Raw genomic sequence first — 26477 nt, 5'->3', positions numbered from 1 at the left:
AAGCATTCTAAACTAGAATGTTTGACACAAGTTTGTGATTGGGTCAGAACTCGCTGGCCGCAGCGTGAAGTCTTTTCATGTCTGCCCAAGGAGAGGGATCATGATCCGCAAAACCATTCTCAGCGCGTCTTTCGCGCTTCTTGCCGCATCGGCGGCTTTCACCGCGTTTCCCGCCCGGGCCGCCACCGACGCGGCCGCCGTCGTCAAGCATTATGCCGATGTCGCGCATGCGAAATATGAGGATTCGCTGACCACGGCGAAGGCGCTGGACAAGGCCATCGATGCGTTGATCGCAACACCGAGCGAAGAAACCCTGAAGGCCGCCCGGGAAGCATGGATCAAGGCCCGCGTTCCCTATCAGCAGTCGGAAGTCTACCGTTTTGGCAACCCGATCGTCGACGATTGGGAAGGCAAGGTGAATGCCTGGCCGCTGGACGAAGGTCTGATCGACTATGTCGACGGCTCCTACGGCACGGAAAGCGACGAGAACGAGCTTTACGTTGCCAACATCATCGCCAATCCGAAGATCAAGATCAGCGGTGAAGAAGTCGACGCCTCCAAGATCACCCCTGAGCTGATCGAAAGCCTGCACGAGGCGGGCGATGTCGAAGCCAATGTGACCACCGGTTACCACGCCATCGAATTCCTGCTCTGGGGGCAGGACCTGAACGGCACCGGACCCGGCGCGGGCAACCGTCCCTATACCGACTACGACAAGAAAAGCTGCACGAACGGCAATTGCGACCGCCGCGCCGATTACCTGAAATCCGCCTCCACCCTGCTGATCAAGGATCTTCAGGAGATGGTGGATGCCTGGGCGCCGGAAGGCGAAGCCACGAAGACGGTGGAAGCCGATCCGAAAGCGGGCCTGACCGCCATTCTCACCGGCATGGGTTCGCTCTCCTATGGCGAGCTGGCGGGCGAGCGCATGAAGCTCGGTCTTTTGCTGCACGATCCGGAAGAGGAGCATGACTGCTTCTCCGACAACACCTATAATTCGCATCTGAACGACGCCATCGGCATCGCCTCGGCCTATACCGGCGACTATACCCGCGTGGACGGAACGAAGATGACGGGCGCCTCGCTGTCGGAACTTGTGGGCGCCAAGGACAAGGCGCTGAACGACGAGATGCTGGCGAAGCTGAACAAGACGCTCGACGCCATGCATGCGATGGAAAAGCGCGCCCAGACCGTCGAGGCCTATGACCAGATGATCGGCGAAGGCAACAAGGAAGGCAACGCCGTGGTTCAGGCAGCCATCGACGGCCTTCTCGACCAGACAAAGACTGTCGAACGTGTCATCGCGGCGCTCGATCTCGGCAAGATCGAGCTTGAAGGTTCCGACAGCCTCGACAATCCGAACACCGTCTTCAAATAAGCGGTAAAGCGGGCCGCAGATCGCTGCGGCCCGTTACTCCTCGCTACTCCAATTGCCATGCAATTTTTGCTGCAGCCGATCCGCAAGCCATTCTTCTTCGCCGGGGCAGCCTGCCTCGTGGCGTCGATGGCGTTTGCCGAACCGCTGCGTAACGACCTGACGGAGAAAGATCGCAGCCGCGTGCTGGCCGCGACCGCGCCAACCACGGATTTTACCAGGCCGGAACCTTTCGAGGCCATGTCCGGCGGAGCGACAACCAGCACCCGCAAAGCCGATGGCAACGCATTCTCGCAACCTTCCGCCTCCATGACATTCGAGCGGCAACAGGATTTCAAGCTCGGCAACGCGCTGTTCCAGAAGCTCTGGGTCTCCTCTCCTTCCTCCACCCAGGCTTCGGACGGACTTGGGCCGCTCTTCAACGCCCGGTCCTGCCAGACATGCCATGTGAAGGACGGCAGGGGTCGCCCACCTCTTGCCGGAGAAGATGCCGTCTCGCTGTTTCTGCGGCTGGCGCGACCGGCGCGAAACGAGACGGAACGGGCAGCAATTGCGCGCCACGACGTGCTGAATTTCCCCGATGAAACCTATGGCCGGCAACTTCAGAACCTTGCCATTCCCGGCCTTGCCGCTGAAGGCAAACCGATCATCACCTATACGGAAAAGCCGGTTCGGCTTGCGGATGGGGAAGTGGTGGTGCTGCGCAAGCCTGCCTATGACGCGGCGAACCTGCAATATGGCCCGCTCGGCGCGGACACGACGCTTTCGGCGCGCATTGCCATGCCCACGCTTGGGCTCGGCCTTATCGAAGCCATTGCAGAGGCCGATATTCTGGCCAAAGCCGACCCTGACGACAAAAATGGCGATGGTATTGCCGGGCGCCCCGCATGGGTGAAGGACCATCGCACCGGTGAGGTGAAACTCGGGCGCTTCGGCTGGAAAGCCCAGAATGCGAGTGTGCGCGATCAAAGCGCCAGCGCCTTCTCCCACGACATCGGCATTTCCACACCAGATGCCCCAAGCGCTTATGGCGATTGCACCGATGCCCAGAAGGACTGCCTGGCCATGCCGACCGGCGTGCAGCCGCGGCTGGGGCCGGTGGAAGCCCCGGACCCGGTTCTCGATCTCGTGACCTTCTACACCGGGAATCTCGCCGTGCCGCAGCGGCGCAATGTCAATGATCCGACCGTTCTGCAGGGCAAGCAGATTTTTTACGCTTCCGGCTGTACGGCCTGCCACACTCCGAAATTCGTCACACGTCGCGACGCATCCGACCCCATGCATTCTTTCCAGTTGATCTGGCCCTATTCCGATTTTCTGCTGCATGACATGGGCGAAGGACTTACCGATGGCCAGCAGGTGGGTGAAGCAAACGGCAGACAGTGGCGCACCCAACCGCTCTGGGGCATCGGCCTGACGCAACAGGTCAACGGCAACGGTTTTTACCTGCATGACGGGCGGGCGCGCAGCCTCACGGAAGCGATATTATGGCACGGCGGCGAAGGGCAAAAGGCGCGCGATGCCTTTGCCGCCTTGCAAAAATCCGACCGGCAGGCTTTGCTGGCCTTTCTGGAGTCCCTTTGATGAAAAATGCCATGCGAAAAATCTCCGGCCTCTTTTCCATACTGCTGCTTTTGGCCAATCAGCCGGCAATGGCGCAGGATGTGGAACTGATGCCGCCGCCGCCTCTCGACCCTGCGCAGGTGCGGGGCGTCATGGAAAAAGCCGTGAACGGCTTCATCCGCCCCGGCTATGACCACTTCCGGCAATCCGCCGAGAAGCTGGAGAGCAGCATGCAGGCGTTCTGCGCAGCACCTTCCAAGACAACGGATGAGGCGGCCAGGATGGCTTTCGCCGATACGGTCTCCAGCTGGTCGACCATCGAGATTGTGCGTGTCGGCCCTGTCATCGAGAAGAACCGTTTCGAGCGTGTGCTTTATTATCCCGACAAGAAGGGCCTCGGGCTGAAACAGGTACAGCGCTACCTTGCCGAAAAGGATGAAAGCGTCACCAGCGCCGACAGTCTGAAGGGCAAGAGCGTCGCAGCGCAAGGGCTTGGCGCGCTGGAATTCGTTCTCTACGGAACCGGCGCGGATGAGCTTCTCGGCAAGAAGGGCGATTTTCGCTGCCGTTACGGCGCGGCCATAGCCGGCAATGTCGCGAACGTAGCGGCGGAGCTTTCCGATAGCTGGAACGCACCCGACGGCGCTTTGAAGAACTGGACACAACCGGGACCGGACAACCCCGTCTTTCGCGATGAGCGCGAGGCGCTGGTTGCCCTCCTCGGCATTCTCGTGCACGCTTCCGAGGCGGTCCGCGACCAGCGGATCGAGACTTTCTACAAGGGGCCGGACAAGGCGAAATTCCCCCGCACCGCCATTTACTGGCGCTCCGGCCTGACGTGGAAGAGCATTGCGACCAATATCAAGGCCGTTCAGACGCTGCTGCACACAGCTGATATGGTCGAACTCGTGCCGCCAGACCAGCGCTCCATCGTCAACTCCATCGACTTCATCGCCAAATCGATGATCCGCGTTGCCGGAACAATCGATACGGATGTGCAAAAGGCGCTGGATCAGGACGATCAGCGGGCCAAGGTGGATTATCTGCTGCTCAATGGCAAAGACCTGATCTACCGCCTCAACGACCAGTATGGCGGCGCCATAGGTCTCAGTTCAGGCTTTTCCTTCGCTGACGGGGACTGAAGCGATGATCCCCGGCAAAAAGCGGATGCTGATAGACCGGCGCAGCTTCATCAAAGCGGCGGGAGTTCCCTTCCTCGCCGCGCTGGCTCCCCGTTCCCTTTATGCGCTTGAACGGGCAGACGCGGTCTTTGCTTCTGCCTTCCGCGCCCGCGACGGCTCCTACGGCATCGCAACGGTGAGCGAGCACGGCGAGATCATCGACCGCGTCGCGCTTCCCGCCCGCGCCCATGGAATGGCGACGAGCCATGTGACCGGCACGACGGTGGCCTTTGCACGCCGGCCCGGCACGTTCTTCATAGCCTTTGACCCTGCGTGGCATCGCGAACCGATCGTGATGCACACGCCGGAGAACCGCCACTTCTATGGTCACGGGCAATTTTCCCTTGACGGCGCTATCCTCTATGCCAGCGAAAACGACTTCGACGGCAATCGGGGCGTCATCGGGCTCTATGACGCCCGCAACGGCTTTGCACGCATTGGCGAATACGATGCCCACGGCATCGGCACGCATGACATGACGGTGAGCGATGACGGGCGGTTGATCGTGATCGCCAATGGCGGCATCGAGACCCATCCGGATTTCGGCCGCACGAAACTCAACATCGACAATATGCAGCCGTCCCTCGTGCTTCTGGACGCCGCGACCGGGCAATTGATCCAGAAGCACGCCATGCCGGCGCACCTGCGGCAGCTTTCCACCCGCCATGTCGATCTCGGCGATGACGGGTGCATCTGGTTCGCCTGCCAATATGAGGGGCCACGCAACGATCTTCCGCCGCTGGTCGGCCATTTCTCGAAGGGCGAGGATATCGCCTTTGTCGATCTGCCGCAGGAAACGACGATGCGCCTTGCCAATTATGTCGGAGCCATCGCCGTCAACCGGCGCGAGGGTTTGGTGGGCCTGACCTCGCCCAACGGCAACGCCGCCGTGACGCTGGACGCGAAAACCGGGCGCGTCGTTTCCGAGACAACCGTGCGGGAAGCGGCAGGTGTCGCCCCGGCCGCCCGGGGCATTGCGGTTTCTTCCTATGACGGATCTTTCGAAACCCGGCGCAGCGACGTGGCGTGGGACCAGCACATCGTGCGGCTTTCCAGCTAAAATACTGAAAAGACAAGGGAACAAAAGCCAAACCGGCGTATTGGACGGGTCATGAGAAACCTAGCCGTCCATGTTGTTTTTGTGGTTGCTGTTGTTGCCGTCGGGGCGCTGATCGGCGTCAACAATGTGCCCGGCGAATGGTATCAATCGCTGCAGAAACCATTCTTCAATCCGCCCGACTGGATCTTCGGGCCCGTCTGGACCGCGCTTTACGTGCTGATCGGCATTGCCGGCGCGCGAACCTGGATCAGGAAGCCGATGGGAACGCGCATGCGCCTCTGGTTCACGCAGATGGTGCTGAATTTCCTGTGGTCGCCTATCTTTTTCGGCATGCAGAGCCCGGCGGGCGCATTCATTATCATCATTCCGATGCTGATCTGCATCATCGCCTTCGCGGCGCTCAGCTACCGCCGCGACCGCATATCCATGTGGCTTTTTGTGCCCTATGCCCTATGGGTCGCCTTTGCCACGGTGCTCAACGCAAGCATCGGCATGCTGAACTAAATCGCCGCACCACCCTTGCCTTGCCTGCCGCCACGCGCCATGTCAGTTTGCGATGAGGCACAAGCGGGCAGGTAGGCCATGGAGATCACGGATCCCGGCGATTTTCGTCAGCGGATAGAAAGAAGCTTTGCGCTGCAGGGCGTGGTGCAGGCCATCGATGCACAGATCAGCCGCATCGAACACCGTCTGGTGGAGATCGAGCTGCCCTTCCATGAAAAACTGACACAGCAGCACGGCATATTGCATGCGGGCGTCATCGCCGCCGGCTTGGACACCGCCTGCACCTATGCCGCCTATACGATCATCGAGCCGGAAGCCTCATTGCTGACCATCGAGTTCAAGGTCAACCTGATGTCGCCCGGCCGCGGCGAGCGGTTCCTGTTTCGCGGCGAAATCATCAAGCCCGGTAACAACCTCATCGTCGCCGATGGCCGCGCCTATGCGCTTTCGGACGGGCCGGCAAAGCTGATCGCCTCGATGACGGGAACGATGATGGTGGTGAAGGGACGCGAGGATATTAACGGATGAACTACCGTCTTTTGCATGTTGCAGATAAATCCGTCCTCTTCGTCATGGCGGCTTCCGCTGAATACGGCCCTCATCTGCAGGTGCGCATTGCGCCGCTGATGACTGGTGTCGGCCCGGTTGAATCGGCGATTTCGGTAACCGCCGTTCTTGCAGGCCTCGATGCAGCCGACCATCTGCCGGACCTTGTCGTTTCGCTTGGTTCAGCCGGTTCGCGGACGCTGGAACAGACGGGCATCTACCAGGCGATTTCGGTTTCCTATCGCGACATGGATGCCTCCCCCTTCGGTTTTGAAAAGGGGCGCACGCCGTTCCTCGATCTGCCGGCGGAGGTGGCTATGCCTTTTCGGATAGCCGATATTGCCGAAGCCAGGCTTTCCACCGGCGGCAACGTCGTTTCCGGCGATGCCTATGGCTTGATCGATGCCGACATGGTGGAAATGGAAACCTATGCCGTGCTCCGGGCCTGCCAGCGCTTCGGCGTGCCGCTCATCGGCCTGCGCGGTATTTCCGACGGCAAGGCGGATGTGAACCATGTGGACGACTGGACGGAGTATCTGCACATCATCGATGAAAAGCTCGCCGATGCCGTCGACCGGCTTTGCCGCGCCATTGAGGATGGCATGATCGCCCTCTGAAACCCTGCTATTTTCGCAAATTTCCGCCGTTTGACGCCCGCTTCCGGGTTGCCTAAAGCCGCCATTTTCTTTAAAGGCTCGCCATGACCCAGATAGCCCATCCCGACAGCATCCTCATCATCGATTTCGGCAGCCAGGTGACGCAGCTGATTGCGCGCCGCATCCGCGAAGCCGGGGTCTATTGCGAAATCCACCCGTTCCAGAATGCCGCAGAAGCGTTCGAGAAGCTTCAGCCGAAGGGCGTGATCTTTTCCGGCGGCCCCGCATCCGTGACGGCGGAAGGAAGCCCGCGCGCGCCGCAGGCGGTGTTTGACAGCAAGGTTCCGATCCTCGGCATCTGCTACGGCCAGCAGACGCTCTGCACGCAGCTGGGCGGCGTGGTCGAAGGCGGCCATGCGGCGGAATTCGGCCGTGCCGATATCGACATCAAGAAGGCAAGCCCGCTGTTCGAAGGCTTCTGGGAACAGGGCAAGAGCTATCCCGTCTGGATGAGCCATGGCGACCGCGTGACGAAGCTGCCGGAAGGCTTCGAGGTCATCGCGACCTCCGAGAACGCGCCTTTCGCCATCGCCGCTGACGAGAAGCGTCACTACTACTCCACCATGTTCCATCCGGAGGTGGTGCATACGCCTGACGGTGGCAAGCTGCTCTCCAACTTCGTGCACAAGATCGTCGGTCTCAAATCCGACTGGACGATGGCGGCCTATCGCGCCGAGATGATCCGCAAGATCCGTGAACAGGTCGGCACCGGCCGCGTGCTCTGCGCGCTTTCCGGCGGCGTCGATTCCTCGGTTGCGGCGATCCTCATCCATGAAGCGATCGGCGACCAGCTGACCTGCGTTTACGTCGACCATGGCCTGATGCGGCTTGGCGAAAGCGAGCAGGTCGTCGGCATGTTCCGCGACCACTACAATATTCCGCTTGTTCATGTGGATGCCGCCGATCTGTTCCTCGGCGAACTGTCCGGTGTTTCCGACCCGGAAGTGAAGCGCAAGACCATCGGCCGCCTGTTCATCGAGGTCTTCGAAGCCGAAGCGGCCAAGATTGCCGCCGATGGCAAGGGCGCACCGAATTTCCTGGCGCAGGGCACGCTTTACCCTGACGTCATCGAGAGCGTTTCCTTCTCCGGCGGCCCCTCGGTCACCATCAAGAGCCACCACAATGTCGGCGGTCTTCCAGAGCGCATGAACATGCAGCTCGTCGAACCGCTGCGTGAGCTCTTCAAGGATGAAGTGCGTGCGCTTGGCCGCGAACTCGGCCTGCCGGAAAGCTTCATCGGCCGCCATCCCTTCCCCGGCCCGGGGCTCGCGATCCGCTGCCCCGGCGCGATCACCCGCGAGAAGCTCGATATTCTGCGCAAGGCGGATGCGATCTATCTCGATGAAATCCGCAAGGCCGGTCTTTACGACACCATCTGGCAGGCTTTCGCCGTGCTTCTGCCGGTGCAGACCGTGGGCGTCATGGGCGATTACCGCACCTATGACTTCGTCTGCGCGCTGCGCGCCGTGACCTCCGTGGATGGCATGACGGCGGATTTCTATCCCTATGACATGAATTTCCTCGGCCGCGCCGCAACCCGCATCATCAATGAAGTGCGCGGCATCAATCGCGTCGTTTATGACGTGACAAGCAAGCCGCCGGGCACGATCGAGTGGGAATGATTTTTGCCCCTCCGGCAGTATCCGATTGTACGCCAGGGTACGGCATAAGTATCTGAATAACAAAGATAAAACTGTCATCGTCTATCGCCATCTATCGAGGGACAGTGCTCCGGTTTGACGGTATAGTGGACGGTATGGGGGAACTTGTTCGGTTAGAGATTTCGCTATACCGTCATGGCCAAGAGAGCTGCTGACGGTATAGTTTTTGGCCTTAAGGCATTGAAAGAGCGAATGAAATTCACTTTCAGTGACCCCAGTTTTGGGCTGACGGTATAATCGGTGCCTCTCTGCTGTTTTTGGACAGATTTGGAGGTCTCCATGCTCACGGACACAGCGATTAAGGCGCTGAAAGCACAGAAGAAATTGTACAAGGTGAGTGACCGTGACGGTATGTATGTCGTGGTCCAGCCGTCCGGGGCGATCGTGTTTCGGTACGACTATCGACTCAACGGACGGCGCGAGACGCTGACGCTCGGCCGATATGGCCCTGACGGCCTCTCACTTGCCAGGGCTCGCGAGAAGCTGATCGATGCGAAGCGGGCCATTTCAGAGGGGCGGTCGCCTGCTCAAGAGAAGCAGCATGACAAGCGGCGACTGAAGGAGGCGAAGCGATTCGGCGAGTTCGGCGAAAAGTGGTTCCAGGAGTCGCGCATGGCGGACAGCACGCGGGCTATGCGGCGCTCCATCTACGAGCGCGACATTCTGCCGACATTCCGAAACAGGCTCCTAACGGAGATCACGCCGGACGATCTCCGTATGATGTGTGGGAAAGTGAAGGATCGCGGCGCTCCAGCCACGGCCGTCCATGTGCGCGATATCGTGAAGCTGATCTTTGCATTCGCCATCCTGCATGGCGAGAAGGTCGCCAACCCAGCGGATGAGGTTGGGCCTGCGTCCATCGCGACCTTCGTGCCGAAGGATCGGTCCCTATCGCCCGCGGAGATCCGCGTCATGCTCGGTCAGCTTGAGCATGTGCCGACACTGCCGACCATACGGTTGGGAATGAAGCTTTTCCTCCTGACGATGGTCAGGAAGAGCGAGCTCCAGGATGCCACCTGGGATGAGGTCGATTTTGAGAACGCCGTCTGGTCGATACCCAAGGAAAGAATGAAGCGGTCGAAGGCACACAACGTCTACCTGTCTCAGCAGGCCATCGACATCTTCATCGCGTTGAAAACCTGCGCCGGCAATTCGCGCTATGTCCTTCCGTCGCGATATGACGCTGACGCGCCAATGTCGCGGGCGACGTTCAACCGGATCACGACCGCCGTGGTCGCTAGAGCGAAAAAGGAGGGGCTGCCACTTGAGCCCTTCACTGTTCACGATCTTCGACGCACCGGGTCCACTTTGTTGAACGAACTCGGCTTCAACAGCGACTGGATCGAGAAGTGCTTGGCGCATGAGGACGGACGGTCCTCGCGTGGCGTCTACAACAAGGCGGAGTATGAGCACCAGCGCCGGCATATGATGCAGGAGTGGTCCAACCTGGTGGACGCTTGGGTCGCGGGTCGGAAGTATGTGCCGACCCTGCTCCCGGCCACGATGGAGCTGCTTGAGCTCGAGCCTAGTGTTTGACAGGCCGAGAGCGGCGCAATCTCACGTCGGGGCTTGGAGCGCGTTCGATAGCATTGGCCCGAGAGGCACGGCGTCGAGCGTCAAGCCAAGCTTCGACTTCTGCCAGATCCCAGACGACGCAACGCGAGGTGAGATAGAAGCGCTGCGGGAATTCTCCTCGCTGCTCCATGTCGTAGATTGTGCTGTCGGCAAGCGGCACGATCTCTCGTAGCTGATGCCGGCGAATTGTCCTGCGGGCGACATGCGGCGCAACGCTCATACCGTATCTCCACTTCTTTACTCTTGTGGAGATAGAAGGCGATAGATCTTCCGATTTGAAGCCGCCGCGTGAAGGGATGCGGTAATATCGGGCTATAGCGTGCACATCGGACGGGCCGTCTCAACGGGCAAGTGCCATCTAGGAGTGTCGGCTGACCCTTGGGTTCTTGTTTGAAGCGCCGTCATCCGTGGAATAGCAGCCCGATGAAAGCCGCGACTCACTTCAAAATCCGCCGTAGAAATACGTGTCGGTTCGAATCCGACCGCCCGCACCATCTACCCAAAGCGGCACCCTAAATGGGTGATGAGAGACGTTGTCTCGTAAGGAACCCCGTTCCCGATCGCCGCCTAAGTCCTCCGCTGCCCGGAAAGCTGATTGACTGCATCCTACAGACAGTTGGGATATGAGATCGCGACCTGCACGACAGCCCAATTATTCATTCATCGCGGCAACGCGATCTCCGAAAAATGCTTCCGGATGAAATCCAGCTTTGGATCGATGTAGCGCTGGCAGAAGGGCCTGCTTGGATCGGTGCGATAATAGTTCTGATAGCGCTCGTCCGAAGCTTTGAAACCCTTGAACGGGAGCACCAGAGTGTGGACAGCCTTGTCTGTTTCAGCGGCAAACTGCGCGATTGCCTTCTCGGCTTCTATCCGCTGACCGACTTCAAAGACATAGATGGCGCTTCGATATTTTCCGCGCGGTGAGCGAGCTCTTGTGGCGGAGTGCGTCCTTAGATGCACTTCGGCGAGCGTGGCCAATCCAATAGCCGCAGGGTCGAAACTTACGACCACACCTTCGGCCCACGTGTCGGCCGGCGTTTCTGATTGCAGAAAGCCCTGATCGACTTGGGAGACGCCTCGCAGCGCCTGAAAGACGCCCTCGGTGCACTAGTGGCATCCGCCGCCGAAGCCGACTTTCTCCATTCATCAGCTCCTATGCAGTCGGGTGATCCCGGCCGCCGCCGGCGCGGGCGATAAGCTGCCGAGGAACGAGATGATCCGCGGCGCCACTTGGTCGGCCATTTCGACGTGGGGATAATGGCCGGCACCTTCCACGATCATTGTCTCGGCATGCAGCCGGCTTGCTAGGTTCTGAGCTTCCTCGACCGGGTTTGGGAAGTCCGGATCCTTCGTCCCCATCACAACAAGCGCGCGAACGGCGCTGTCATCTAGAATGGCGGCCGTGTCGGCTTTCGAAAGCGAGAGCATCGTCAGCAGCGCCTGCATCCGTCCCGGCTCTCTGAGATTTCGAGCGATGGCCGACTTGATCGCCTCGTGGTCAAAAGCTCGCTTCGTTGGATAGAGGCTGCTCCAGTATGTCGTCCAAAACCACGTCCGCCATGGCCCGGCGAACCCTATCGAAAGGACGAGCTTCTGGACGCTCGTCAGTGGAAGGTCTCGGACTATCGGACCGAGGAGCACGACACTGCGGACCAGGTCCGGACTCTCTCTCGCCGCCCTATAGAGCTGACCCGGCCGCGAAAGAGTTGCCAGTGATGGTGGCAGGGCCTGCGCCCAAGCGTCTCACGATAGAGATTGCGTCCAGGCCCACTGACCGGGCGGAGTAGTCAGTCCATCGCGCTGACGTTTCGCCGAATCCCCGCACATCCATCGTGACGACGCGGAATTCTGCCTGCTTTAGGTCGGGCCCTAGGAGCCGATATTCGGATCGCAGATCGCCCATCCCTGGAATGCACAGCACGATGTGCCCCGGACCGCCGGTGTCGTCGAAGGCGATACGGCCGCTGTCGACCTCAATGTACTCGGTGCGGACAAGAGACGAGGCCATCGAGTTTCCCTTCCCGTGAGATCGAGCTTCAGGCTGGTCGACCGACTTCGAACAAGAACCAGGCGCGTCGCTCCGCCTCGTCGGTCCAGGTGTCGATCAGGCCGGAAGTTGCGTTGTCCTTGGCTTTGTCCGCCACGTCCTTGGCGCGACGCAGTGACTCCACCATGTGTAGGTTGTCAGCGCGCAGCTCAGCGAGCATGTCCTGCGGCGTCACGAAATCCGCGTCGTTGTCCTTGATCGTTTGATGGCGAGCGATATCGCCGATCGATCGTAGCGTGGTGTTACCCGTCTTCCGGGCGCGCTCTGCGATCGCGTCAGTGGCAGCGAGTATCTCGGCCGCCTGCTCGTCGAGGAGCAGGTGATAATCCCTGAAATATGGCCCGGAGACGTGCCAATGGAAGTTCTTCGTTTTCAGGTAAATAGCATAGCTGTTCGCCAAGATGATCTTGAGAGCATCGGCGACAGTCATGGCCGCGCTTTCGTCGAGGTCAGATGGCGTCGGAGCGGGTGCGGAACTAGATTTCGTCATCGCTAGGACTTCCTCGATTGAATATTCTGCGGGATATCAGCGTCGTGCCTCCTCTGACGCTGCGGTGTAGAAGAAGGATTTACTGAATGATCCCGTCCAATAAATCGTCGCTATAGTTTCGATATCCTTGGTGGAGCCGAAAGGCGCTGCTGAAATTCGATGCCTAGGGACGCTGCGAGCGCCTTGTTCTTCAGGCGTCCGGTCGATAGCTCAGAACGAACGCTACAACCTTATCCGCCGACATCTCACACGGCTTGAGCGACGCCTTCCCGGAAGAGACGCGATAAAGATTGAAGCTGATAAGGTCTGAGCCTGCCAACTCCCGGGCGAAAAGACTGTTCCGTCGTCCATCCTTCGATCGACGCACGGTCACGCCGAACCGTCGACCGTCGTAGATGCCTTCGCTGTAACCTTCCGGCAGTTCCTTGAAGGCCGCATCAAACTTTGCCCGCTCCATCCGACCCCACCACACTCATCTGAAGGACGGTTTGAACCCCGTTGTTTCCCTAACGGCCAACGAGTCCAGAGTCAGCCGACCGCGCTCAGACTTCTAATGTCGGCCAAGCGTCATCCGCACGTTATCATCCCAAAGAAACCCAGCTTTGTGAGCGTTGGAAAATGACCGACCGCTACGCAACATCCACGCCTTTCCAGAAAGCAAAGTAGCCTCTAATCGCTTCAGCGCTGGCCGTTGGGTCAGGATAGGTCCAAGCGGCATTTAGGTTGCGCTCGCCGCCTACACGAATGTGGAAATAGTGGGCGGATCCCTTCACAGGGCAGACCGAAGTCTGCTCACTCCGTTCGAGCCGGCTGTGGTCGACGTCTTTGGGCGGGAAATAGTGATTGCCGTCGACGACTACCGTTTCGTCGCTCGTAGCGATGGTGGCGTCTTTCCAAATTGCTGAGACCATAAAAACCTCCTGTGTCGCCTATCGCCCTCGGGCCGGCAGGCCGAGGCGAAGCCCAGTCAGTTCGCGGGCGCCCCGCCCGCAAGAAGCTTGTCCAGTTCGCCATCGGCATCGAGCCGGGCGAGATCGTCGGAGCCACCGACGTGCGTTCCGTTGATGAAGATTTGGGGCACGGTGCTGCGGCCCGACGCCTTGATCATCGTCTTTCGGTGTGCCGGGTCGGACTCGATGTCGTGCTCGGTCCACTGCACGCCTTTTTCAGTGAGAAGTGCCTTCGCGCGACGGCAGAACGGGCACCAGCTCGTGGTGTAAAGGAGGATGTCTGGTTTCATTTCCTCGTCTCCGATCGTTCATGTGTGGGGTTGCGGCCGATGCTTGGGGGACGTCGACCTCTGCGAAGGTGTAGGCATGGGACCGAGCGGCGGGCTCAAGGGTTTCGGTTTCGAAAGTCCGATTGCGGATGAGTTGGGCCATCACGCTGCCATCCTTCGGACCGTGTCTAAGACGCGGTCCCGGCGATAAGGCTTTTGAAAGAAGACGATGTCCTGCGGCACGACCGCTGCTTCCGGCCACGGCCTGCCGGACGTGATGATGATCTGGATGGCGGGCCAGCGCTCGCGAATGCGGATGGCGAGCATGATTCCATCGATGCCGCCGGGCATGTTCACATCAGTGAAGACGACACGGATGTCGAGCCGATCTTGCAAAGTTACGAGCGCATCGGACGCATCCGACGCCTGAAGCACTTCGAATCCTGCTTCCTCGATCATGTCCGATGCGAACAGACGAAGGAGTGGCTCGTCTTCGACGACGAGCACCACGGGTTTCACCATTCCACGCATACTCCCATCAACCTTGAACCAGGTGACGCATGGAGGCGTGTAGATCAGCAGCTAACCCGGAGGGCTCGTAGCGGACATCGACGCCTCCTGTGCCGACAAGGCCGATGTTGATCAGCTTCGAACCAAAACCTCTGCGCGTCGGCGGGACGACGGGTGGTCCCCCGCGCTCACGCCATTGGATGCTTAGAAGATCGCTCTCCTGCCCGTTCAGTATGCCCCACGTCAGAGACACCTCGCCGTGATCATTGCTCAGCGCGCCGTACTTGCAGGCGTTGGTCAGCAACTCGTGCACTATCAGCGAAAAAGAGAGCGCCGCTCGCGGCCCAAGGGCCACCGTAGGGCCACTCATGTCGACCCGATCCGAGAATCCTATCGCGTCAATCACGGTCGCGGCGATCGTTTGCAAGTCAGCCTGCGTCCAACTCATTTGAAGCAAGGCGTCGTGCGCCGCGCTAAGAGCCATCAGACGGCGCTCAAAGGCGTAGACTGCATCGCGATCGGTGACGTTTCGCAACGTTTGGCTCGCGATGGCCTGAACCATAGTGAGCATGTTCTTCAAGCGGTGAGCGATCTCACCATTCACGATGACTTGCTGCTGCTCGGTGCGGAGCCTCGCGACCCCAGCCTCGAGCCGGTCCGCCGCGCTCCGCAGGAACGAGATTTCTTCTGCTGGCCACGGTCGGGGGTGCGCCGAATGGACAAAGAAGACGGCGATGGTCTTGCCTCGATCTCTCACTGGCATGTCGACCAGAGACCGAACGCCGACACGCACTGCGCTCTCGAGATTATGGAGCGTGCGGTCGTCGGTTAGGGCGTCCCAAACGATCAGGGGGTCGCCACCGACGAGCGGCTTGCGCAAGCTTCCGTACTCTTCGAGACGGTGGCGGCCGGCGATGCTCATAATCCCGGGCGCCGTCCAATCTGTTTCGACGTCAATGGTCTCGACGTCATCGTCGACGGATCCGAACCCGGCCCGGTCCGTGGCAAGCGCCCTGCCCACGATGGCGGCGGTAGCCGACGCCATCTCGGCGGTGTCGTGACTGCTTCGTATGGTCTCGCCGATCTCGACCAAGGCTGTCTGCAGCCCCGTGAGGCGCTCGCTCGCGTTGGCGACACGGCGCAGTTCAAGATTTTCGCTGGCGAGGCGAGCAAGTGCCTGAAGCATCGCCTTTTCCGCTTCGCTGAGCCCTTTAGGCCGCGGAGCGGTATCGATGACGCAGAGCCGACCAACGATCGCGCCGGATCGCAGCATGAGCGGTGCGCCAGCGTAGGCGCGAAAGTGCCTGACGCCGGTGACGAGCGGATTGCGCTTGGTCCGCGCGTCATTTGTGAGATCGACGATTTCCAAGAGGTCGCCCTGATCGATCTCGATCCGACAGACCGAGTGTTCGATTTCGGTCTCGCACACCTCGAGCCCGTACTTGGCCTTGAACCATTGACGGTCGGTGTCGAGGAGAGTGATGAGCGCGATCGGAACGTCGCAAGCCTTTGCCGCGACGAAAACGAGATCGTCGAAGGCTTGCTCTTCCGGCGTGTCGAGGACCATGAGGTCCGCAAGCGCCTTCGCCCGCTGTGCCGGCCCGAAATCTGTTTTGTCAGAGTTCAGGCTCACCAGAGCTCTCCCGGTCGGGGCCTTGAAGCCTGAACATGGCCGATCATGCGCTTTGGCTTAGTCACGTCAGTGCCCCCTCACGCGCGGCGGCCACTGCGATGACGGGCCCCCCGTGTCGCGGCTCTGATCGGCGGCGGCACCAATAGTCAGAACGATCTTGCCCTGGATGTGGCCTGCCTCTGCTCGATGATGAGCGGCAGCCGCTTCGGAAAGCGGGAATGTGCTGTCCACGGCGACGCGAACCGCACCGCTATCGAGTAGTTGAGCTAGCTTGGCCAACTGATCGCCGTTGGAACGAACCTGAGTCGCCGAAACGGTCACCCCCCGGCCGGCAGCCTCGTCATGTCCGGCAAAGCCGAGGGGAAAAATCGGGAACAGCGCGCCGCCCGGACGGATGGTCTGCAGAAAGCGGCTCGCGGCCGGGCCGCCGACAGCGTCGACGACGAGATCGACGTCGCGCACATCGTCTTCGGGCTTGGTCTGCGTGTAGTCGATGAACTCGTCAGCACCCAGTTCGCGGAGGAAAGCCTCGTGCCGGCTTGACGCGACAGCTAGTGGCGCATCCTCATAGCGGAGGACCTCGGGAGCGCCGAACTCATGGAAGCGGATCGCCTTCATCTCATACCCCCCAATCAGACGCGTTCGAGGAGGGCGACGGTGCCTTGACCGCCGTCGGCACAGATGCTGACGATCCCGAGAGACCCGACCGGCATGGCCCACAGCTCTTTGACGGCTTGGCTGAGGTCACGCGCGCCAGTCGCGCCGAAGGGATGCCCGATAGCTACCGAACCGCCGTTGGGATTGACGCGATCCCAGTCGAAGTTACCCATCTCGGGCGAGACGCCGGCCTTCTCTCGGACCCAATTCGGATCGGTGATGGCTGCGACATTGGCCAAGACCTGTGCCGCGAAGGCTTCGTGGATCTCCCAAAGGGCAATGTCGGAGAATGCCAGCTGATGTCGCGCGAGCAGACGCGGAATGGCATATGACGGTGCCATCAGAAGCCCCTCCGTGTGGAGGTCGACCGCAGATATTTCGAAGTCGACGAGCCGCACGTGAGCCGTGCCTTCGGGGAGCCTCTGCAAACCTTCTTCATTGGACACCCAACAGCCGGCCGCCCCATCTGTGATCGGAGAGCTGTTGCCAGCTGTCAGGCTACCCATGCCGCTCTCGCGATCAAAGGCCGGCTTCAGACCTGACAGCCGTTCGGCGGACGTGTCCGCACGCGGGTTTGCATCGCGGGCAAGTTCCGGCAGTGCAATCACGAGGTCATCGAAGAAACCGCTGTCCCAACCGGCGATCGCTCGCTGGTGGCTCTTGAGAGCCCAGTCGTCCTGTGCCTCACGCGAGATCCGCCACGCCTTGGCGGTCTCCTCCATGTGATCGCCCATCGTCCTGCCGGTAAGGCGGTTGGCCCATCCCTTCGTCGGGAGCACATAGTCGGTAGGAGCCAGCGCCCCCAAGGCGGCAAGTGCTGCTGCGGCATCCTGCGCGAACAAATCGGTGAGCCGCTTTGATGCCTCGGGGGTAAGCGCGAGCGATGGCCGGCTCATGACCTCAGAGCCGCCGACCATGATCAAGTTAAGGCCGCCACCGAGCATGCCGGCCGCAGCGAAACACGCGGTCATGCTGGTTGAGCACGCAAGAACAACGGAGAATGCCGGGACATTGGGATTGAGTTTCGCGTCTAGCCATACCTCACGAGCGATATTGCTCCAGCCCAGGTTTGGGATGACGCTTCCCCAGACAACGAGGTCGGGCTCGGCAAGCTTCCCCATCTCCTGAACGACGGGCACGGATAAGGAGACCGCGTCATAATTCGCCAGTGCTCCCCCGCCGCGCCCAAAAGGGGTCCGAAGGCCTGCGGCTACGAAAACTGGTTCTGCAAAGCGGCTCACAGTGGTCTCCCGAAAGACAAAGGTTCGAATAAGCGACGCGGCGTAGTGCGCTCAGGCTCCCCGGCCTGGGCCGTAGTTGAGCGCTTTCGTCTGGAGGGATTCGACCATTTCGCTGCCTCTACCCTCCATAGCGCTCAGTCTTAATGATCGAGGCGTCGAGCCCGGCCGCTAACGCGCCGTCCGTCGCGATGTTGACGAAACCGTTGGACCCGCAAACGAACACGTGGGCAGGATCTCGACCCAGGCGGGCGATCGTCTCCTTGACCATCTCGGCGTCGATCCGTCGGCCAAAGTCCGAGGCGCGCATTGGCGCTTCGCGCGTTATCGCGACGGCTAGGACCAACGCAGAATCACGCATCTCGATCGAGCGAAGTTCGCTGGAGAAGAGTACGTCGCGACTGGTCCGAGCGGACAAGAGCAGCGCAACTGGAACGGCCTGGGCCAGTGCTTGGCGCTGCCTGATCATTGCCATCAGTGGGACCAAGCCCGAACCTGCGCCGATCAGCAGCACCGGGTCGTCAGCAGGTTCGGGCCACAAAAAGTGGCCACCGAGAGGACCTCTAAGTTCGATTTCGTCGCCAGGAGCGGCGACGTCGTGGAAGAACGGCGAGACTTCGCCATCGGGCAGACGCTCTATTGCCAACTCGAGGATCGGGGACGAGGCAGCCGACGATGCAATCGAATAGCTGCGCATCGCTTGATAGCCATTGGGGGCGGTCAGGCGCACGTCAACGTGCTGGCCGGCGGTATGGAAGAAAGGCTCCCGTAGCAGCAGGAAAAAGCTCTTTATACTTGGGGTCTGCTGGACGATCTCGTCGATCACACATGACTGCCACGACGCGGGTTGCGCGTCGATCTCAGTCATGGGTGTACCGTTGTTCGCGCCACGGATCGCCGTAGATGTGATAGCCGCGCAGTTCCCAGAAGCCAGCTTCATCACGCGTCGTGAACTGCAGCCCATTCACCCATTTGGCGGACTTCCAAAAGTATAGATGAGGTACTAGCAGGCGCGCCGGTCCGCCATGATCACGGGGAAGCGGCTCGCCCGCATACCCAGTCGCGACCATCGCCTTACCGGCCAGAAGGTCGGCGAGCGGGACATTGGTCGAATAGCCATCGTAGCAGTGGGCCAAGACGAAATCGGTGGGCCGCTCGAGTCCTGCATCCGCGAGGATGTCTTCGATCAGCACGCCTTCCCACTTGGTGTCGAGCTTCGACCATGACGTAACGCAGTGTATGTCTTTAGTTACGTTGGTTTTCGGAAGGGCGTTAAACTCGCTCCAGGTCCAGACCTTGATCGGCTTTGGACCGATCTTGACCGTAAACTTCCAGTCGGATGTCTCGATACGTGGCGTCGGTCCCGCGGTCAGTACGGGAAAATTTTCTACGAGATGTTGACCCGGCGGAATGCGGCCATCGTGGTCGCCGCCTGAACCGCGGCCGGTGAAACCTCTGGTGACCATGCCGAACCCCCTTGCTCGTCACGACAGACCGGAACCGACTTAATCTCAGGCTACTGCGTAGATGATCTTCGCACTTGCATGATGCCGAATGGATCGACAGGCTGAAACTCAGACAACCGAATGCCGTATCAGTATAGATCTGTTTATCATCACTATGAATCGCGCTAATCGCACCTCGACTATAGCGGTAGAGCAGCATCTTTGCCCAATGTCTGCTCGCTATAGTTTCAATACCTTCCGACCAGCGTTGCACGCGTATGTGCGCCCGTGGGATGTTAGGCGAACGCCGCCGGCTGTCGGACGGAGAAGGCACGGTCATCGCCTGCTTGCGGTTCACGTCATGAGGTCGCCATGCACGCTCAAGCTGAAATCATCGCAGCGCTCGGCGTCTCTCAAACGTTCGATGCTGAACAAGAGGCCGCGAGCCGTATCGGCTTCCTTCGCGATTATTTGAGAAGGTCTGGCCAGCGAGCGTATGTGCTTGGAATCAGCGGGGGCGTCGATTCCCTGACCGCGGGCCTGCTGGCGCAATCGGCCGTGAAGGAGCTTCGCCGCACCGGGTACGAGTGCGAGTTTCTTGCGGTGCGGCTACCTTATGGCATTCAGTCGGATGAGCACGATGCTCAACTTGCTCTCTCGACGATCAAGCCTGACCGTACGGTGGCGATCAATGTGAGGCCCGCAACGGACGCTCTTTGGGCGGAACTGACGTACTCCGGATACGATCCAGTTGATCCTCACGACCGCGGCAGAGCGCTAGGTAACGTCAAGGCGCGCCAGCGCATGATTGCTCAATTCGCGCTCGCTGGAAGCCTGGGTGGCCTAGTGATCGGTACGGACCATGCAGCGGAAGCGGTCATGGGGTTCTTCACCAAATTTGGCGATGGCGCCGCGGATGTTCTGCCTCTCGCGGGTCTCAACAAGCGACGTGTTCGCGCGATTGGGGTTCACCTTGGCGCCCCGCCTGAGATAATCGGCAAGGTTCCGACTGCGGATTTGGACGATCTCATGCCGTTGCGCCCAGATGAGGATGTCTACGGCGTGACCTACGATGAGATCGACGATTACCTCGAGGGACGCGTCGTGGCGCCGACGGCTGTAGAGACAATCGAAGAAGCGTACCGAGCGACAGCCCACAAACGTAAGCTACCTGCTGCGCCCGCTTTCCAGATTTGACGTCACCCAGGTCGAACGCACGCTCCGATTTGCTCCCGTCGAAGATATAGAAACTATGTCACGTCGCTATTGGAAAAGTTCAGCGTGGGAATTCATAGTCGATCACGCGAACGCTTTGTTTCGATGGGTATAGTTGAGAAGAGCATTGGTCTCATCGACCACGCGACCCTCTGGCTCAGGGAGCAGTAACGCATAGCAAAGCCGCTGTGGACGCGATGTTTCGCCAGGCATCGGGTGTCTGCATCGTGGTTGGAGAGAAGAATGAGCCCGGCCGAACGTCAAGCTCCTCAGCTTCGTGTGCAACGGTGGATCGGTGTAGATGGCGGCAACCTCGCCACGCCGATCCAACTATCGGATCTGGGCGTAGGCCCGAAGATCGTGTTCGCGTTTCAGCATTGGTGCCGTGGCTGCCATCTGCATGGATTTCCCACTCTGCAGAAATTGCACGGAGCGCTGGAATCCAGAGGTGTCGGGTTTGCAGTGATCCAAACGGTCTTCGAAGGTGCCCACGAAAATACCTTCGAGAAACTGCGCATCAATCAAGTCGAATACAATCTCCCCATTGCTTTCGGGCATGACGAGCCGCCAGCTGGCGCGGCTTTTCCCACATTCATGGAAGATTACAGAACACGGGGAACGCCGTGGTTTACCGTCATCAACGCCAACGGTCGCATCGTCTTCTCGGATTTTCATCTCGACGCGGATCGTTTGGTGGCGGAACTGGAGAGCACGTGAAAGATGCCACGTTGGCTCATTCTAGCCGCCACCCATATCGCCGCCGCCGCCGCAGGCTTTGCTGGTGGCATCTACATGCTCCCGATCCTGACCGCGCCGGTTTCGCCGACCGAAGCTGTCCTGCGCAGCTCGACGCCTGAAGCGCTTTATTCCGGAAGGCTTGTTCGGGATCTCGCCGGCAGCGACCTGCTGCATTGGGGCGAAGGTGAAGTGCGGGTCTTGCCTCTCCGGATCGCGCACATCGGCCGCCTCTCGCCGGGGCCGGACTACAAGCTCTATCTCACCCCACACTTCGTCGACACAGAGGAAGCGTTCCTCGCGATCAAGGACGCATCCGCTCGGGTGGGCGATGTGAAAACGTTCAACGGCTTCATCGTAGAGGTGCCCGCCGATATCGATGTTCGAGACTACAGCACCGTTGTCATCTGGTGCGAAGCCTTTGCTCAGTTCATCAGTTCCGCGGAGTATCAGCCTCCGCGTCAGGCTCGGAAATGAGCCAGGCGATGGACGACGTAAAGGCAGCGTGCGCGCGGGGACTCGTTTTGGCTCCGGTTGCGGCGCTGTTGTTAAGTGTCGCCACACTGCTCCTGGGCAATGGTCTGCTGGGTACTCTCCTGATTGTGAGAGCTGGTCAGGAAGGCTTCTCGGCCGGGACGATCAGCGCAATGATGTCCTTTTATTTCGCGGGCTTCACGATCGGCGCGCTGGTTTTGCCCCGGATCATCGTGTCTGTCGGTCACGTCAGGACCTTCGCTGGCTTCGCGGCGATCGCTTCGATGACTTCTCTCCTCCATGTCGCATTCGTAGACGCGAGCGCATGGATGCCACTTCGGCTTGTAACCGGCTTCGCCTATGCCGGCATGATCCTTGCGACTGAGAGTTGGCTCAACGCTCACGCTATTCCGTCCACACGCGGTCAGCTCTTGTCGATCTTCGGCGTCGTTTCGATGGGCTCGTGGGCTCTTGGCCAAGCACTTCTAAACGTGGCCCCACCTGCAGACGTGACCCTGTTCCTGATCGTCTCACTGCTGATATCGGCGGCGGTCGTCCCAGTCACTCTGCTGCCCAGCCATCCGCCGGCCGATGTTCGACAGGAACCCGTCGCCTTCCGCGATCTTTTCGCGGTCTCGCCTCTAGCATCGGTCGGCGTCTTCCTGGCGGGCCTGGCCATAGGCGGTTTCTGGGGCTTGGGACCTAACTTTGCACAGAGGATCGGCCTCGATGTGGGCGGCATATCCGCGTTCATGGCGGCAGTCCTTGGTGGGACGCTCGCCCTGCAATGGCCTCTCGGATGGCTATCGGACCAGGTGTCGCGAAACCTCGTCATCGCCGGCGCGGCCCTGGCTTCCGCAGCGTCCGCTATCGCCGTAGCGATGGCGGCGGACGCGCCTCTGCCTCTGCTACTCGCCGCGGGCGCGCTGTTCGGCGGCTTCGGCATTCCCATCTATTCGCTATGTCTAGCCGTCGCCAACGACGATCTTCCTGCGGGTCGGCTTCTGGGCACAGCTCGCGGGCTTCTTCTGCTCAACGGTATCGGGACCGCTGCTGGGCCGCTCATCGGGGGAGTAGTGATGGATTTAGTGGGGCCCGGCGGCTTGTTTCTCTACGCGGCGGCGTTGCTCACTGCGCTGGCGGTGTTGGCCGGTGCGCGCAGGCGTACTCACCGCGCCATCGAGACACGCGCCATACGCTGCCCAAGCACGGCGATGATCACCGGATCCCTCGATGCGATGATAACAACGCAAGCTAAGCCACAGAAATGATCATTCGCGGCCGAAGGCCAGTCAGCTGATGCAGACGCTTGGCCCAAACGAAGCGAAGCCCGCCATGGACGAGACAGTGTGTGCTCCCGCTCAAAGCGGGGCCCATGAAATGAAGCGGGGTGCTCTTGCCATCCTTCCCTTGGCGTTGGGAGCCAGCGTGTATGGCATGGCCTTCGGTCTTCTGGCTGTGCAGGTAGGCTTTCCGTGGTGGGGCGTGGGGATCATGAGCGTCTCTAGGGGCATAAACTCAACATCGGTTCGATGTAACGGCCCCGGGAGATAGCCGTTGGGTCGGCAAGGCTTTTGACGCTATCTGTCCGCAGCCTCACCCCCCAGATGTTGTGTGTGCCAACCGCTGGGCCGCGGCCGCCTAAGATCCGGATTGAATTTCTGTGGGGCTGCATAATGCAGCACGGCGGGTCCTCGCCTAGGCAACGGCCTCAACGGTGAGGTCCCGGCCGTTGAACTGCACGGTTTCACCCGCCCGCGCACCCTCGATCGCCTCGAAGATCGGGGCCATCGTGGAAATACCCATGAGCTCACGCCCATGACAGGTAAACCTACTCGTCGACACTGCGATCACGAAGTACTTGCCGGACAGCTTGATGACGGCGCCCTCCGCAACGGCTGACTTCGGCCCGAAATCGATCGCACGCAGCTTGTCGAGCTTATCCGCATAATCATCGAGAGTGTCGTCGAGCGCTTCAGCGAAATCGCTTGCGACCTCGGCTTGCGCCTGCTCGTCGTTCTCTATCGGCTCGCTCCGATCGAGGCGCGCGGTGGAAACGTAATCGAGATAGTTGTCTCGAGCGCTGTGTAGTGCGGCCGTCTCAAGCGACAGCATGGTCTCCCGAATGTGGTCTTTGTTCCAGTCCATCTTGTCCTCGTTACTTCGTGATTTGGAGCCGACGCACATCCTGGGCGATTGCTCGAGAAGCGGTCTCCGCGAACAGCGAACGAGTCATTCGTCGCTAATGACGTCTTCGCCCTGGTAGGGAATTCTGATTAGCCGAGGGTCCCGAATGATGCTCGTGACGAGCCAAACGTAGGACTGTTCTGCAGTATCGAAGCCGAGGATGCTGAATGCGCCCCCGAACGGACACGCTGGAAAGTCCGGAAAGCCCTCTCTCAACACGTAGCGCTCCGGATCGCGATCGAACTCGCTTTTATAGACCTTGCGCAGCCCATGCTTGCTCGGGACGTCCTCGTCGCCAGCCGGGGCTGTCTCGCGGTGCTCGATAAGCCGTTCAGACAGGTCGCGGTGACATATCTCGTCAAATACGTCGAACGCATCGATCAGCAGGCCTTTGTGCTCGGTCGCCGGATCGGTGATGGCGTAAATGTTGGACGCGTCTTCGGCCCCGTCCCCGCTTTCGAGACGCAATGCTGCGTCGACGCGAATGCTGCATGGATCGAGCGTTGATCCGAGTTCGAGATCGACGAGAGCGCCGTCCTTCACGCGATATTCTCGGTCATAGCCTTTCGCCACGAAGGACTGCACGGCATCCAGAACGTCTGTCACTTGGGTCGGCATAAACGCACCTCGAATTCGCATTGGAAGGATCGCGCCAGGGCGGAGAGCACGCAATGGCGCATCGACCAATCAGCGCGCGAAGCGTGGGCTTCCGTCATAGCCATTTTGCTCGCTTGAAGCGCACGAACAGGAACAGGCAGAACGTCAACATCAGTCCGAGCACGACGAAGTAGCCGTAGGCTGTATCCAGCTCAGGCATGTTCCTGAAGTTCATCCCGTATATCCCCGCTATGGCCGTCGGGACCGCAAGGATGGCCGCCCAGGCCGCGAGTTGGCGCGTGATGACACCTGTTCTCTGCGCTTCCAGCAGGCTGCTGAATTCGAAAACAGTGGACAACACCTGGAGGAGGCCGTCGACCATGGACTGAACGCGATCGACATGGTCCGCGACGTCGTTGAAGTAGGGGCGAACTTCAGCGCTGATGCATGGAAAGTGTCCGCGCACGAGCTTGCGCACCAGCTCCGCCATAGCGCCGAGCGTACGCTGAAAGCGCGTTAGCTCGCATCGTAAGCCGAAGATGCGGGCGACTTCCTCTCGCCCGAGGAAATCGTCGAGCGACCGCCTCTCCATCTCGAGAACGTCATCTTCGATCATTTCGAAGATGGGAAGATACTGATCTACGATCCGGTGCAGGATCGCGTGAAGGACGTAATCGACGCCCTTTCCGAACTGGGCGGGCGAGCCCTCCAGTTGCTCTCGAAGATTGCCCAATGCCCCGGCGTTGCCGTGGCGCACGGTGATGAGGTGGTTATGGCCAGTGAAGATCGCCGTTTTGCCGTAGCGTATGCGATCTCCAACCAGCTCGGCCGTCTGGGCGACGACGTAAAGCTCGCCATTGTAAACTTCGAGCTTCGGCGGGCACATCGGGTGCATCGCGTTGTCGATCGCCAATGGATGCAGATTGTAGGTCGCCTGAAGCGTCTTCAGTTCGCCTATTGACGGCTCGCTGAGCCCAATCCAGCAGAAGCCCGAACGGCTCTTGTCGAGCTCGACGCGCTCGTCGATCGCGACTTCGCGGATCCGCCGACCCTCGTTGTAGTAATACGCGGCGATGACGCTCATGCCGGCCTCGCCGGGATGAGCAGGCCCCGCTGCACAGCTGGCCGAGCAAGGCCGCGGTCTAGCCACGCTCGGACGTTCCGGTGATCGTCAAGGCGCAGCAGGTCGCCGGCGTCATAGCTGCCGACCAGGGCATTGACCCAGCCGAGCGTCGCAATGTCGGCGACGGAGTAGTCCTCGACGATCCAGTTGCGCCCTTCGAGCTGGCGATCCAACACCCCCAGGAGGCGCTTGGACTCGTCGGCGAACCGCTGCTGAGGCCGCTTGTCCTCATAGTCCTTGCCGCCCCAACGCAGGAAGAAACCCAGTTGACCGAACATCGGGCCGATCGCCGACATTTGGAAAAATACCCAACTGAGCGCTTCGTAACGCCTGGCTGCCGCCGCTGGGATCAGTTGGCCGGTCTTCTCGGCAAGATAGACGAGGATCGCACCGGATTCCCAAAGACCGAGCGGCTCACCGTCCGGACCGGATGGGTCAATGATCGCGGGTATGCGGCCGTTGGGATTTAGAGACACGAAAGCCGGGTCTTTGGTCTCATTCCGGCTGATGTCGATGAAGTGCGGCTCGTATGGGAGGCCGGTCTCCTCCAGCATGATGGAGACCTTGACGCCGTTTGGCGTCGGAGCCGCATAGAGCTGCAACAGATCAGTGTTGGAGGCGGGCCAGCGCTGAGTGATCGGAAACGATGAAAGGTCTGGCATGCTGGGCGATCCCACAACGTGATTTCAGCGAAGAAGCGTGACCGCCTGATTGGCTGGCTCGGGGACCGCATCGCTGGTCGATGCGGTCCCGATGCTTACGATCCAGGGGCTTAGCCGCGCT

Annotated in this window: 29 protein-coding genes and 1 pseudogene; 13 read left to right on the top strand and 17 right to left on the bottom strand. The window is 60.2% G+C overall.

The features are described 5' to 3' along the window. The first annotated feature begins 100 nt into the window (after positions 1–100). The 9 genes from N5D22_RS05775 to N5D22_RS05735 all read left to right on the top strand — a co-directional run bounded on the left by N5D22_RS05775 (position 101) and on the right by N5D22_RS05735 (position 10082). Positions 101–1378 carry an imelysin family protein gene (locus N5D22_RS05775; RefSeq protein ID WP_279654744.1) on the top strand — a complete coding sequence of 426 codons (1278 nt, stop codon included), beginning with the start codon at positions 101–103 and terminating at the stop codon, positions 1376–1378. A gap of 57 nt (positions 1379–1435) precedes the next feature. Then, on the top strand, positions 1436–2959 hold the full coding sequence (locus N5D22_RS05770; protein WP_279654743.1) for a di-heme oxidoredictase family protein: 1524 nt from the start codon (positions 1436–1438) through the stop codon (positions 2957–2959). After that, positions 2959–4080 carry an imelysin family protein gene (locus tag N5D22_RS05765; protein WP_279654742.1) on the top strand — a complete coding sequence of 374 codons (1122 nt, stop codon included), beginning with the start codon at positions 2959–2961 and terminating at the stop codon, positions 4078–4080. The genes N5D22_RS05770 and N5D22_RS05765 overlap by 1 nt, the downstream gene beginning before the upstream one ends. 4 nt (positions 4081–4084) lie before the next feature. Further along, a complete protein-coding gene (locus N5D22_RS05760; protein ID WP_279654741.1) occupies positions 4085–5179 on the top strand; it encodes a DUF1513 domain-containing protein in 1095 nt (364 codons plus the stop codon). Positions 5180–5230: 51 nt separating this feature from the next. Beyond that, on the top strand, positions 5231–5683 hold the full coding sequence (locus N5D22_RS05755) for a tryptophan-rich sensory protein (RefSeq protein ID WP_279654740.1): 453 nt from the start codon (positions 5231–5233) through the stop codon (positions 5681–5683). Positions 5684–5761: 78 nt separating this feature from the next. Next, positions 5762–6211: a PaaI family thioesterase gene (locus tag N5D22_RS05750; protein WP_279654739.1), complete on the top strand. Its 450-nt coding sequence runs from the start codon at positions 5762–5764 to the stop codon at positions 6209–6211. Then, on the top strand, positions 6208–6846 hold the full coding sequence (locus tag N5D22_RS05745; RefSeq protein WP_279654738.1) for a 5'-methylthioadenosine/S-adenosylhomocysteine nucleosidase: 639 nt from the start codon (positions 6208–6210) through the stop codon (positions 6844–6846). Before N5D22_RS05750 ends, N5D22_RS05745 begins: the two co-directional genes overlap by 4 nt. 83 nt (positions 6847–6929) lie before the next feature. Then, entirely contained in the window at positions 6930–8507 is a 1578-nt protein-coding gene (guaA, locus tag N5D22_RS05740) for a glutamine-hydrolyzing GMP synthase (protein WP_279654737.1), read from the top strand. Between the two features lie 318 nt (positions 8508–8825). Then, entirely contained in the window at positions 8826–10082 is a 1257-nt protein-coding gene (locus N5D22_RS05735) for a tyrosine-type recombinase/integrase (RefSeq protein ID WP_099503732.1), read from the top strand. Here the strand turns inward: N5D22_RS05735 and N5D22_RS05730 are convergent. The 13 genes and pseudogenes from N5D22_RS05730 to N5D22_RS05670 all read right to left on the bottom strand — a co-directional run bounded on the left by N5D22_RS05730 (position 10072) and on the right by N5D22_RS05670 (position 19384). Continuing rightward, complete coding sequence (locus tag N5D22_RS05730) at positions 10072–10341, bottom strand: AlpA family phage regulatory protein (protein WP_099503730.1); 270 nt, start codon at positions 10339–10341, stop codon at positions 10072–10074. The genes N5D22_RS05735 and N5D22_RS05730 overlap by 11 nt on opposite strands. 440 nt (positions 10342–10781) lie before the next feature. Next, a pseudogene (locus tag N5D22_RS05725) lies at positions 10782–11219 on the bottom strand (peptide-methionine (S)-S-oxide reductase); the annotation flags it as partial. Between the two features lie 51 nt (positions 11220–11270). Continuing rightward, positions 11271–11837: an alpha/beta hydrolase gene (locus N5D22_RS05720; RefSeq protein WP_266282153.1), complete on the bottom strand. Its 567-nt coding sequence runs from the start codon at positions 11835–11837 to the stop codon at positions 11271–11273. A 323-nt stretch (positions 11838–12160) separates the two neighbouring features. Next, entirely contained in the window at positions 12161–12661 is a 501-nt protein-coding gene (locus tag N5D22_RS05715) for a DNA starvation/stationary phase protection protein (RefSeq protein ID WP_099503724.1), read from the bottom strand. Positions 12662–12851: 190 nt separating this feature from the next. Continuing rightward, positions 12852–13118, bottom strand: a complete 267-nt coding sequence (locus N5D22_RS05710) for a hypothetical protein (RefSeq protein ID WP_058193713.1) — start codon at positions 13116–13118, stop codon at positions 12852–12854. Between the two features lie 172 nt (positions 13119–13290). Further along, positions 13291–13572 carry a DUF427 domain-containing protein gene (locus N5D22_RS05705; protein ID WP_058193715.1) on the bottom strand — a complete coding sequence of 94 codons (282 nt, stop codon included), beginning with the start codon at positions 13570–13572 and terminating at the stop codon, positions 13291–13293. A gap of 56 nt (positions 13573–13628) precedes the next feature. Further along, entirely contained in the window at positions 13629–13901 is a 273-nt protein-coding gene (grxC, locus tag N5D22_RS05700) for a glutaredoxin 3 (RefSeq protein WP_058193717.1), read from the bottom strand. Positions 13902–14042: 141 nt separating this feature from the next. Next, positions 14043–14402, bottom strand: a complete 360-nt coding sequence (locus tag N5D22_RS05695; RefSeq protein WP_200969033.1) for a response regulator — start codon at positions 14400–14402, stop codon at positions 14043–14045. A 16-nt stretch (positions 14403–14418) separates the two neighbouring features. Next, positions 14419–16023 carry a GAF domain-containing protein gene (locus tag N5D22_RS05690; RefSeq protein ID WP_058193720.1) on the bottom strand — a complete coding sequence of 535 codons (1605 nt, stop codon included), beginning with the start codon at positions 16021–16023 and terminating at the stop codon, positions 14419–14421. A gap of 66 nt (positions 16024–16089) precedes the next feature. Beyond that, on the bottom strand, positions 16090–16641 hold the full coding sequence (locus N5D22_RS05685; protein WP_079979739.1) for a zinc-binding dehydrogenase: 552 nt from the start codon (positions 16639–16641) through the stop codon (positions 16090–16092). Between the two features lie 14 nt (positions 16642–16655). After that, positions 16656–17921 carry a thiolase family protein gene (locus N5D22_RS05680; RefSeq protein ID WP_071537973.1) on the bottom strand — a complete coding sequence of 422 codons (1266 nt, stop codon included), beginning with the start codon at positions 17919–17921 and terminating at the stop codon, positions 16656–16658. Between the two features lie 118 nt (positions 17922–18039). Next, positions 18040–18786, bottom strand: coding sequence for a ferredoxin reductase (locus N5D22_RS05675; protein ID WP_058193722.1), 747 nt, complete (start codon positions 18784–18786; stop codon positions 18040–18042). Next, positions 18779–19384 (bottom strand): sulfite oxidase-like oxidoreductase, encoded by a 606-nt coding sequence (locus N5D22_RS05670; protein WP_058193725.1) that lies wholly within the window; start codon positions 19382–19384, stop codon positions 18779–18781. The genes N5D22_RS05675 and N5D22_RS05670 overlap by 8 nt, the downstream gene beginning before the upstream one ends. 351 nt (positions 19385–19735) lie before the next feature. Between N5D22_RS05670 and nadE the strand changes: the two genes are divergently transcribed. The 4 genes from nadE (at position 19736) to N5D22_RS05650 (ending at position 23058) form a co-directional block, all read left to right on the top strand. Continuing rightward, positions 19736–20560, top strand: a complete 825-nt coding sequence (nadE, locus tag N5D22_RS05665; RefSeq protein ID WP_058193727.1) for an ammonia-dependent NAD(+) synthetase — start codon at positions 19736–19738, stop codon at positions 20558–20560. 261 nt (positions 20561–20821) lie between these two features. Further along, complete coding sequence (locus N5D22_RS05660; RefSeq protein WP_071537974.1) at positions 20822–21295, top strand: redoxin domain-containing protein; 474 nt, start codon at positions 20822–20824, stop codon at positions 21293–21295. Positions 21296–21298: 3 nt separating this feature from the next. Continuing rightward, positions 21299–21790, top strand: a complete 492-nt coding sequence (locus N5D22_RS05655; RefSeq protein WP_058193732.1) for a DM13 domain-containing protein — start codon at positions 21299–21301, stop codon at positions 21788–21790. Between the two features lie 8 nt (positions 21791–21798). Continuing rightward, entirely contained in the window at positions 21799–23058 is a 1260-nt protein-coding gene (locus N5D22_RS05650; protein ID WP_058193734.1) for an MFS transporter, read from the top strand. Between the two features lie 427 nt (positions 23059–23485). Here N5D22_RS05650 and N5D22_RS05645 read toward each other — a convergent pair whose 3' ends face one another. From N5D22_RS05645 to N5D22_RS05630, 4 genes are all read right to left on the bottom strand, one after another. Continuing rightward, positions 23486–23935 carry a hypothetical protein gene (locus N5D22_RS05645; RefSeq protein WP_058193737.1) on the bottom strand — a complete coding sequence of 150 codons (450 nt, stop codon included), beginning with the start codon at positions 23933–23935 and terminating at the stop codon, positions 23486–23488. Between the two features lie 84 nt (positions 23936–24019). Next, a complete protein-coding gene (locus tag N5D22_RS05640) occupies positions 24020–24592 on the bottom strand; it encodes a hypothetical protein (protein ID WP_058193739.1) in 573 nt (190 codons plus the stop codon). Positions 24593–24686: 94 nt separating this feature from the next. Beyond that, complete coding sequence (locus N5D22_RS05635) at positions 24687–25655, bottom strand: magnesium and cobalt transport protein CorA (protein ID WP_058193741.1); 969 nt, start codon at positions 25653–25655, stop codon at positions 24687–24689. Continuing rightward, on the bottom strand, positions 25652–26356 hold the full coding sequence (locus N5D22_RS05630) for a glutathione S-transferase N-terminal domain-containing protein (RefSeq protein ID WP_058193743.1): 705 nt from the start codon (positions 26354–26356) through the stop codon (positions 25652–25654). The genes N5D22_RS05635 and N5D22_RS05630 overlap by 4 nt, the downstream gene beginning before the upstream one ends. Positions 26357–26477: the final 121 nt, after the last annotated feature.

Origin of the sequence: Agrobacterium sp. GD03872, assembly GCF_029840625.1 — a bacterium.
GTDB classification, from domain to species: domain Bacteria; phylum Pseudomonadota; class Alphaproteobacteria; order Rhizobiales; family Rhizobiaceae; genus Agrobacterium; species Agrobacterium fabrum_A.
The sequence above is the reverse complement of the archived record's forward strand: the minus strand, read 5'-3'. Positions and strand labels throughout refer to the sequence as shown.

Bases quoted from the DNA above. Each gene is read 5' to 3' on its own strand.
- N5D22_RS05775 (WP_279654744.1), top strand. From the start codon at position 101: ATGATCCGCAAAACCATTCTCAGCGCGTCTTTCGCGCTTCTTGCCGCA.
- N5D22_RS05770 (WP_279654743.1), top strand. From the start codon at position 1,436: ATGCAATTTTTGCTGCAGCCGATCCGCAAGCCATTCTTCTTCGCCGGG.
- N5D22_RS05765 (WP_279654742.1), top strand. From the start codon at position 2,959: ATGAAAAATGCCATGCGAAAAATCTCCGGCCTCTTTTCCATACTGCTG.
- N5D22_RS05760 (WP_279654741.1), top strand. From the start codon at position 4,085: ATGATCCCCGGCAAAAAGCGGATGCTGATAGACCGGCGCAGCTTCATC.
- N5D22_RS05755 (WP_279654740.1), top strand. From the start codon at position 5,231: ATGAGAAACCTAGCCGTCCATGTTGTTTTTGTGGTTGCTGTTGTTGCC.
- N5D22_RS05750 (WP_279654739.1), top strand. From the start codon at position 5,762: ATGGAGATCACGGATCCCGGCGATTTTCGTCAGCGGATAGAAAGAAGC.
- N5D22_RS05745 (WP_279654738.1), top strand. From the start codon at position 6,208: ATGAACTACCGTCTTTTGCATGTTGCAGATAAATCCGTCCTCTTCGTC.
- guaA (WP_279654737.1), top strand. From the start codon at position 6,930: ATGACCCAGATAGCCCATCCCGACAGCATCCTCATCATCGATTTCGGC.
- N5D22_RS05735 (WP_099503732.1), top strand. From the start codon at position 8,826: ATGCTCACGGACACAGCGATTAAGGCGCTGAAAGCACAGAAGAAATTG.
- N5D22_RS05730 (WP_099503730.1), bottom strand. From the start codon at position 10,341: ATGAGCGTTGCGCCGCATGTCGCCCGCAGGACAATTCGCCGGCATCAG.
- N5D22_RS05715 (WP_099503724.1), bottom strand. From the start codon at position 12,661: ATGACGAAATCTAGTTCCGCACCCGCTCCGACGCCATCTGACCTCGAC.
- N5D22_RS05710 (WP_058193713.1), bottom strand. From the start codon at position 13,118: ATGGAGCGGGCAAAGTTTGATGCGGCCTTCAAGGAACTGCCGGAAGGT.
- N5D22_RS05705 (WP_058193715.1), bottom strand. From the start codon at position 13,572: ATGGTCTCAGCAATTTGGAAAGACGCCACCATCGCTACGAGCGACGAA.
- grxC (WP_058193717.1), bottom strand. From the start codon at position 13,901: ATGAAACCAGACATCCTCCTTTACACCACGAGCTGGTGCCCGTTCTGC.
- N5D22_RS05695 (WP_200969033.1), bottom strand. From the start codon at position 14,402: ATGGTGAAACCCGTGGTGCTCGTCGTCGAAGACGAGCCACTCCTTCGT.
- N5D22_RS05685 (WP_079979739.1), bottom strand. From the start codon at position 16,641: ATGAAGGCGATCCGCTTCCATGAGTTCGGCGCTCCCGAGGTCCTCCGC.
- N5D22_RS05675 (WP_058193722.1), bottom strand. From the start codon at position 18,786: ATGACTGAGATCGACGCGCAACCCGCGTCGTGGCAGTCATGTGTGATC.
- N5D22_RS05670 (WP_058193725.1), bottom strand. From the start codon at position 19,384: ATGGTCACCAGAGGTTTCACCGGCCGCGGTTCAGGCGGCGACCACGAT.
- nadE (WP_058193727.1), top strand. From the start codon at position 19,736: ATGCACGCTCAAGCTGAAATCATCGCAGCGCTCGGCGTCTCTCAAACG.
- N5D22_RS05660 (WP_071537974.1), top strand. From the start codon at position 20,822: ATGAGCCCGGCCGAACGTCAAGCTCCTCAGCTTCGTGTGCAACGGTGG.
- N5D22_RS05655 (WP_058193732.1), top strand. From the start codon at position 21,299: ATGCCACGTTGGCTCATTCTAGCCGCCACCCATATCGCCGCCGCCGCC.
- N5D22_RS05650 (WP_058193734.1), top strand. From the start codon at position 21,799: ATGGACGACGTAAAGGCAGCGTGCGCGCGGGGACTCGTTTTGGCTCCG.
- N5D22_RS05645 (WP_058193737.1), bottom strand. From the start codon at position 23,935: ATGGACTGGAACAAAGACCACATTCGGGAGACCATGCTGTCGCTTGAG.
- N5D22_RS05640 (WP_058193739.1), bottom strand. From the start codon at position 24,592: ATGCCGACCCAAGTGACAGACGTTCTGGATGCCGTGCAGTCCTTCGTG.
- N5D22_RS05635 (WP_058193741.1), bottom strand. From the start codon at position 25,655: ATGAGCGTCATCGCCGCGTATTACTACAACGAGGGTCGGCGGATCCGC.
- N5D22_RS05630 (WP_058193743.1), bottom strand. From the start codon at position 26,356: ATGCCAGACCTTTCATCGTTTCCGATCACTCAGCGCTGGCCCGCCTCC.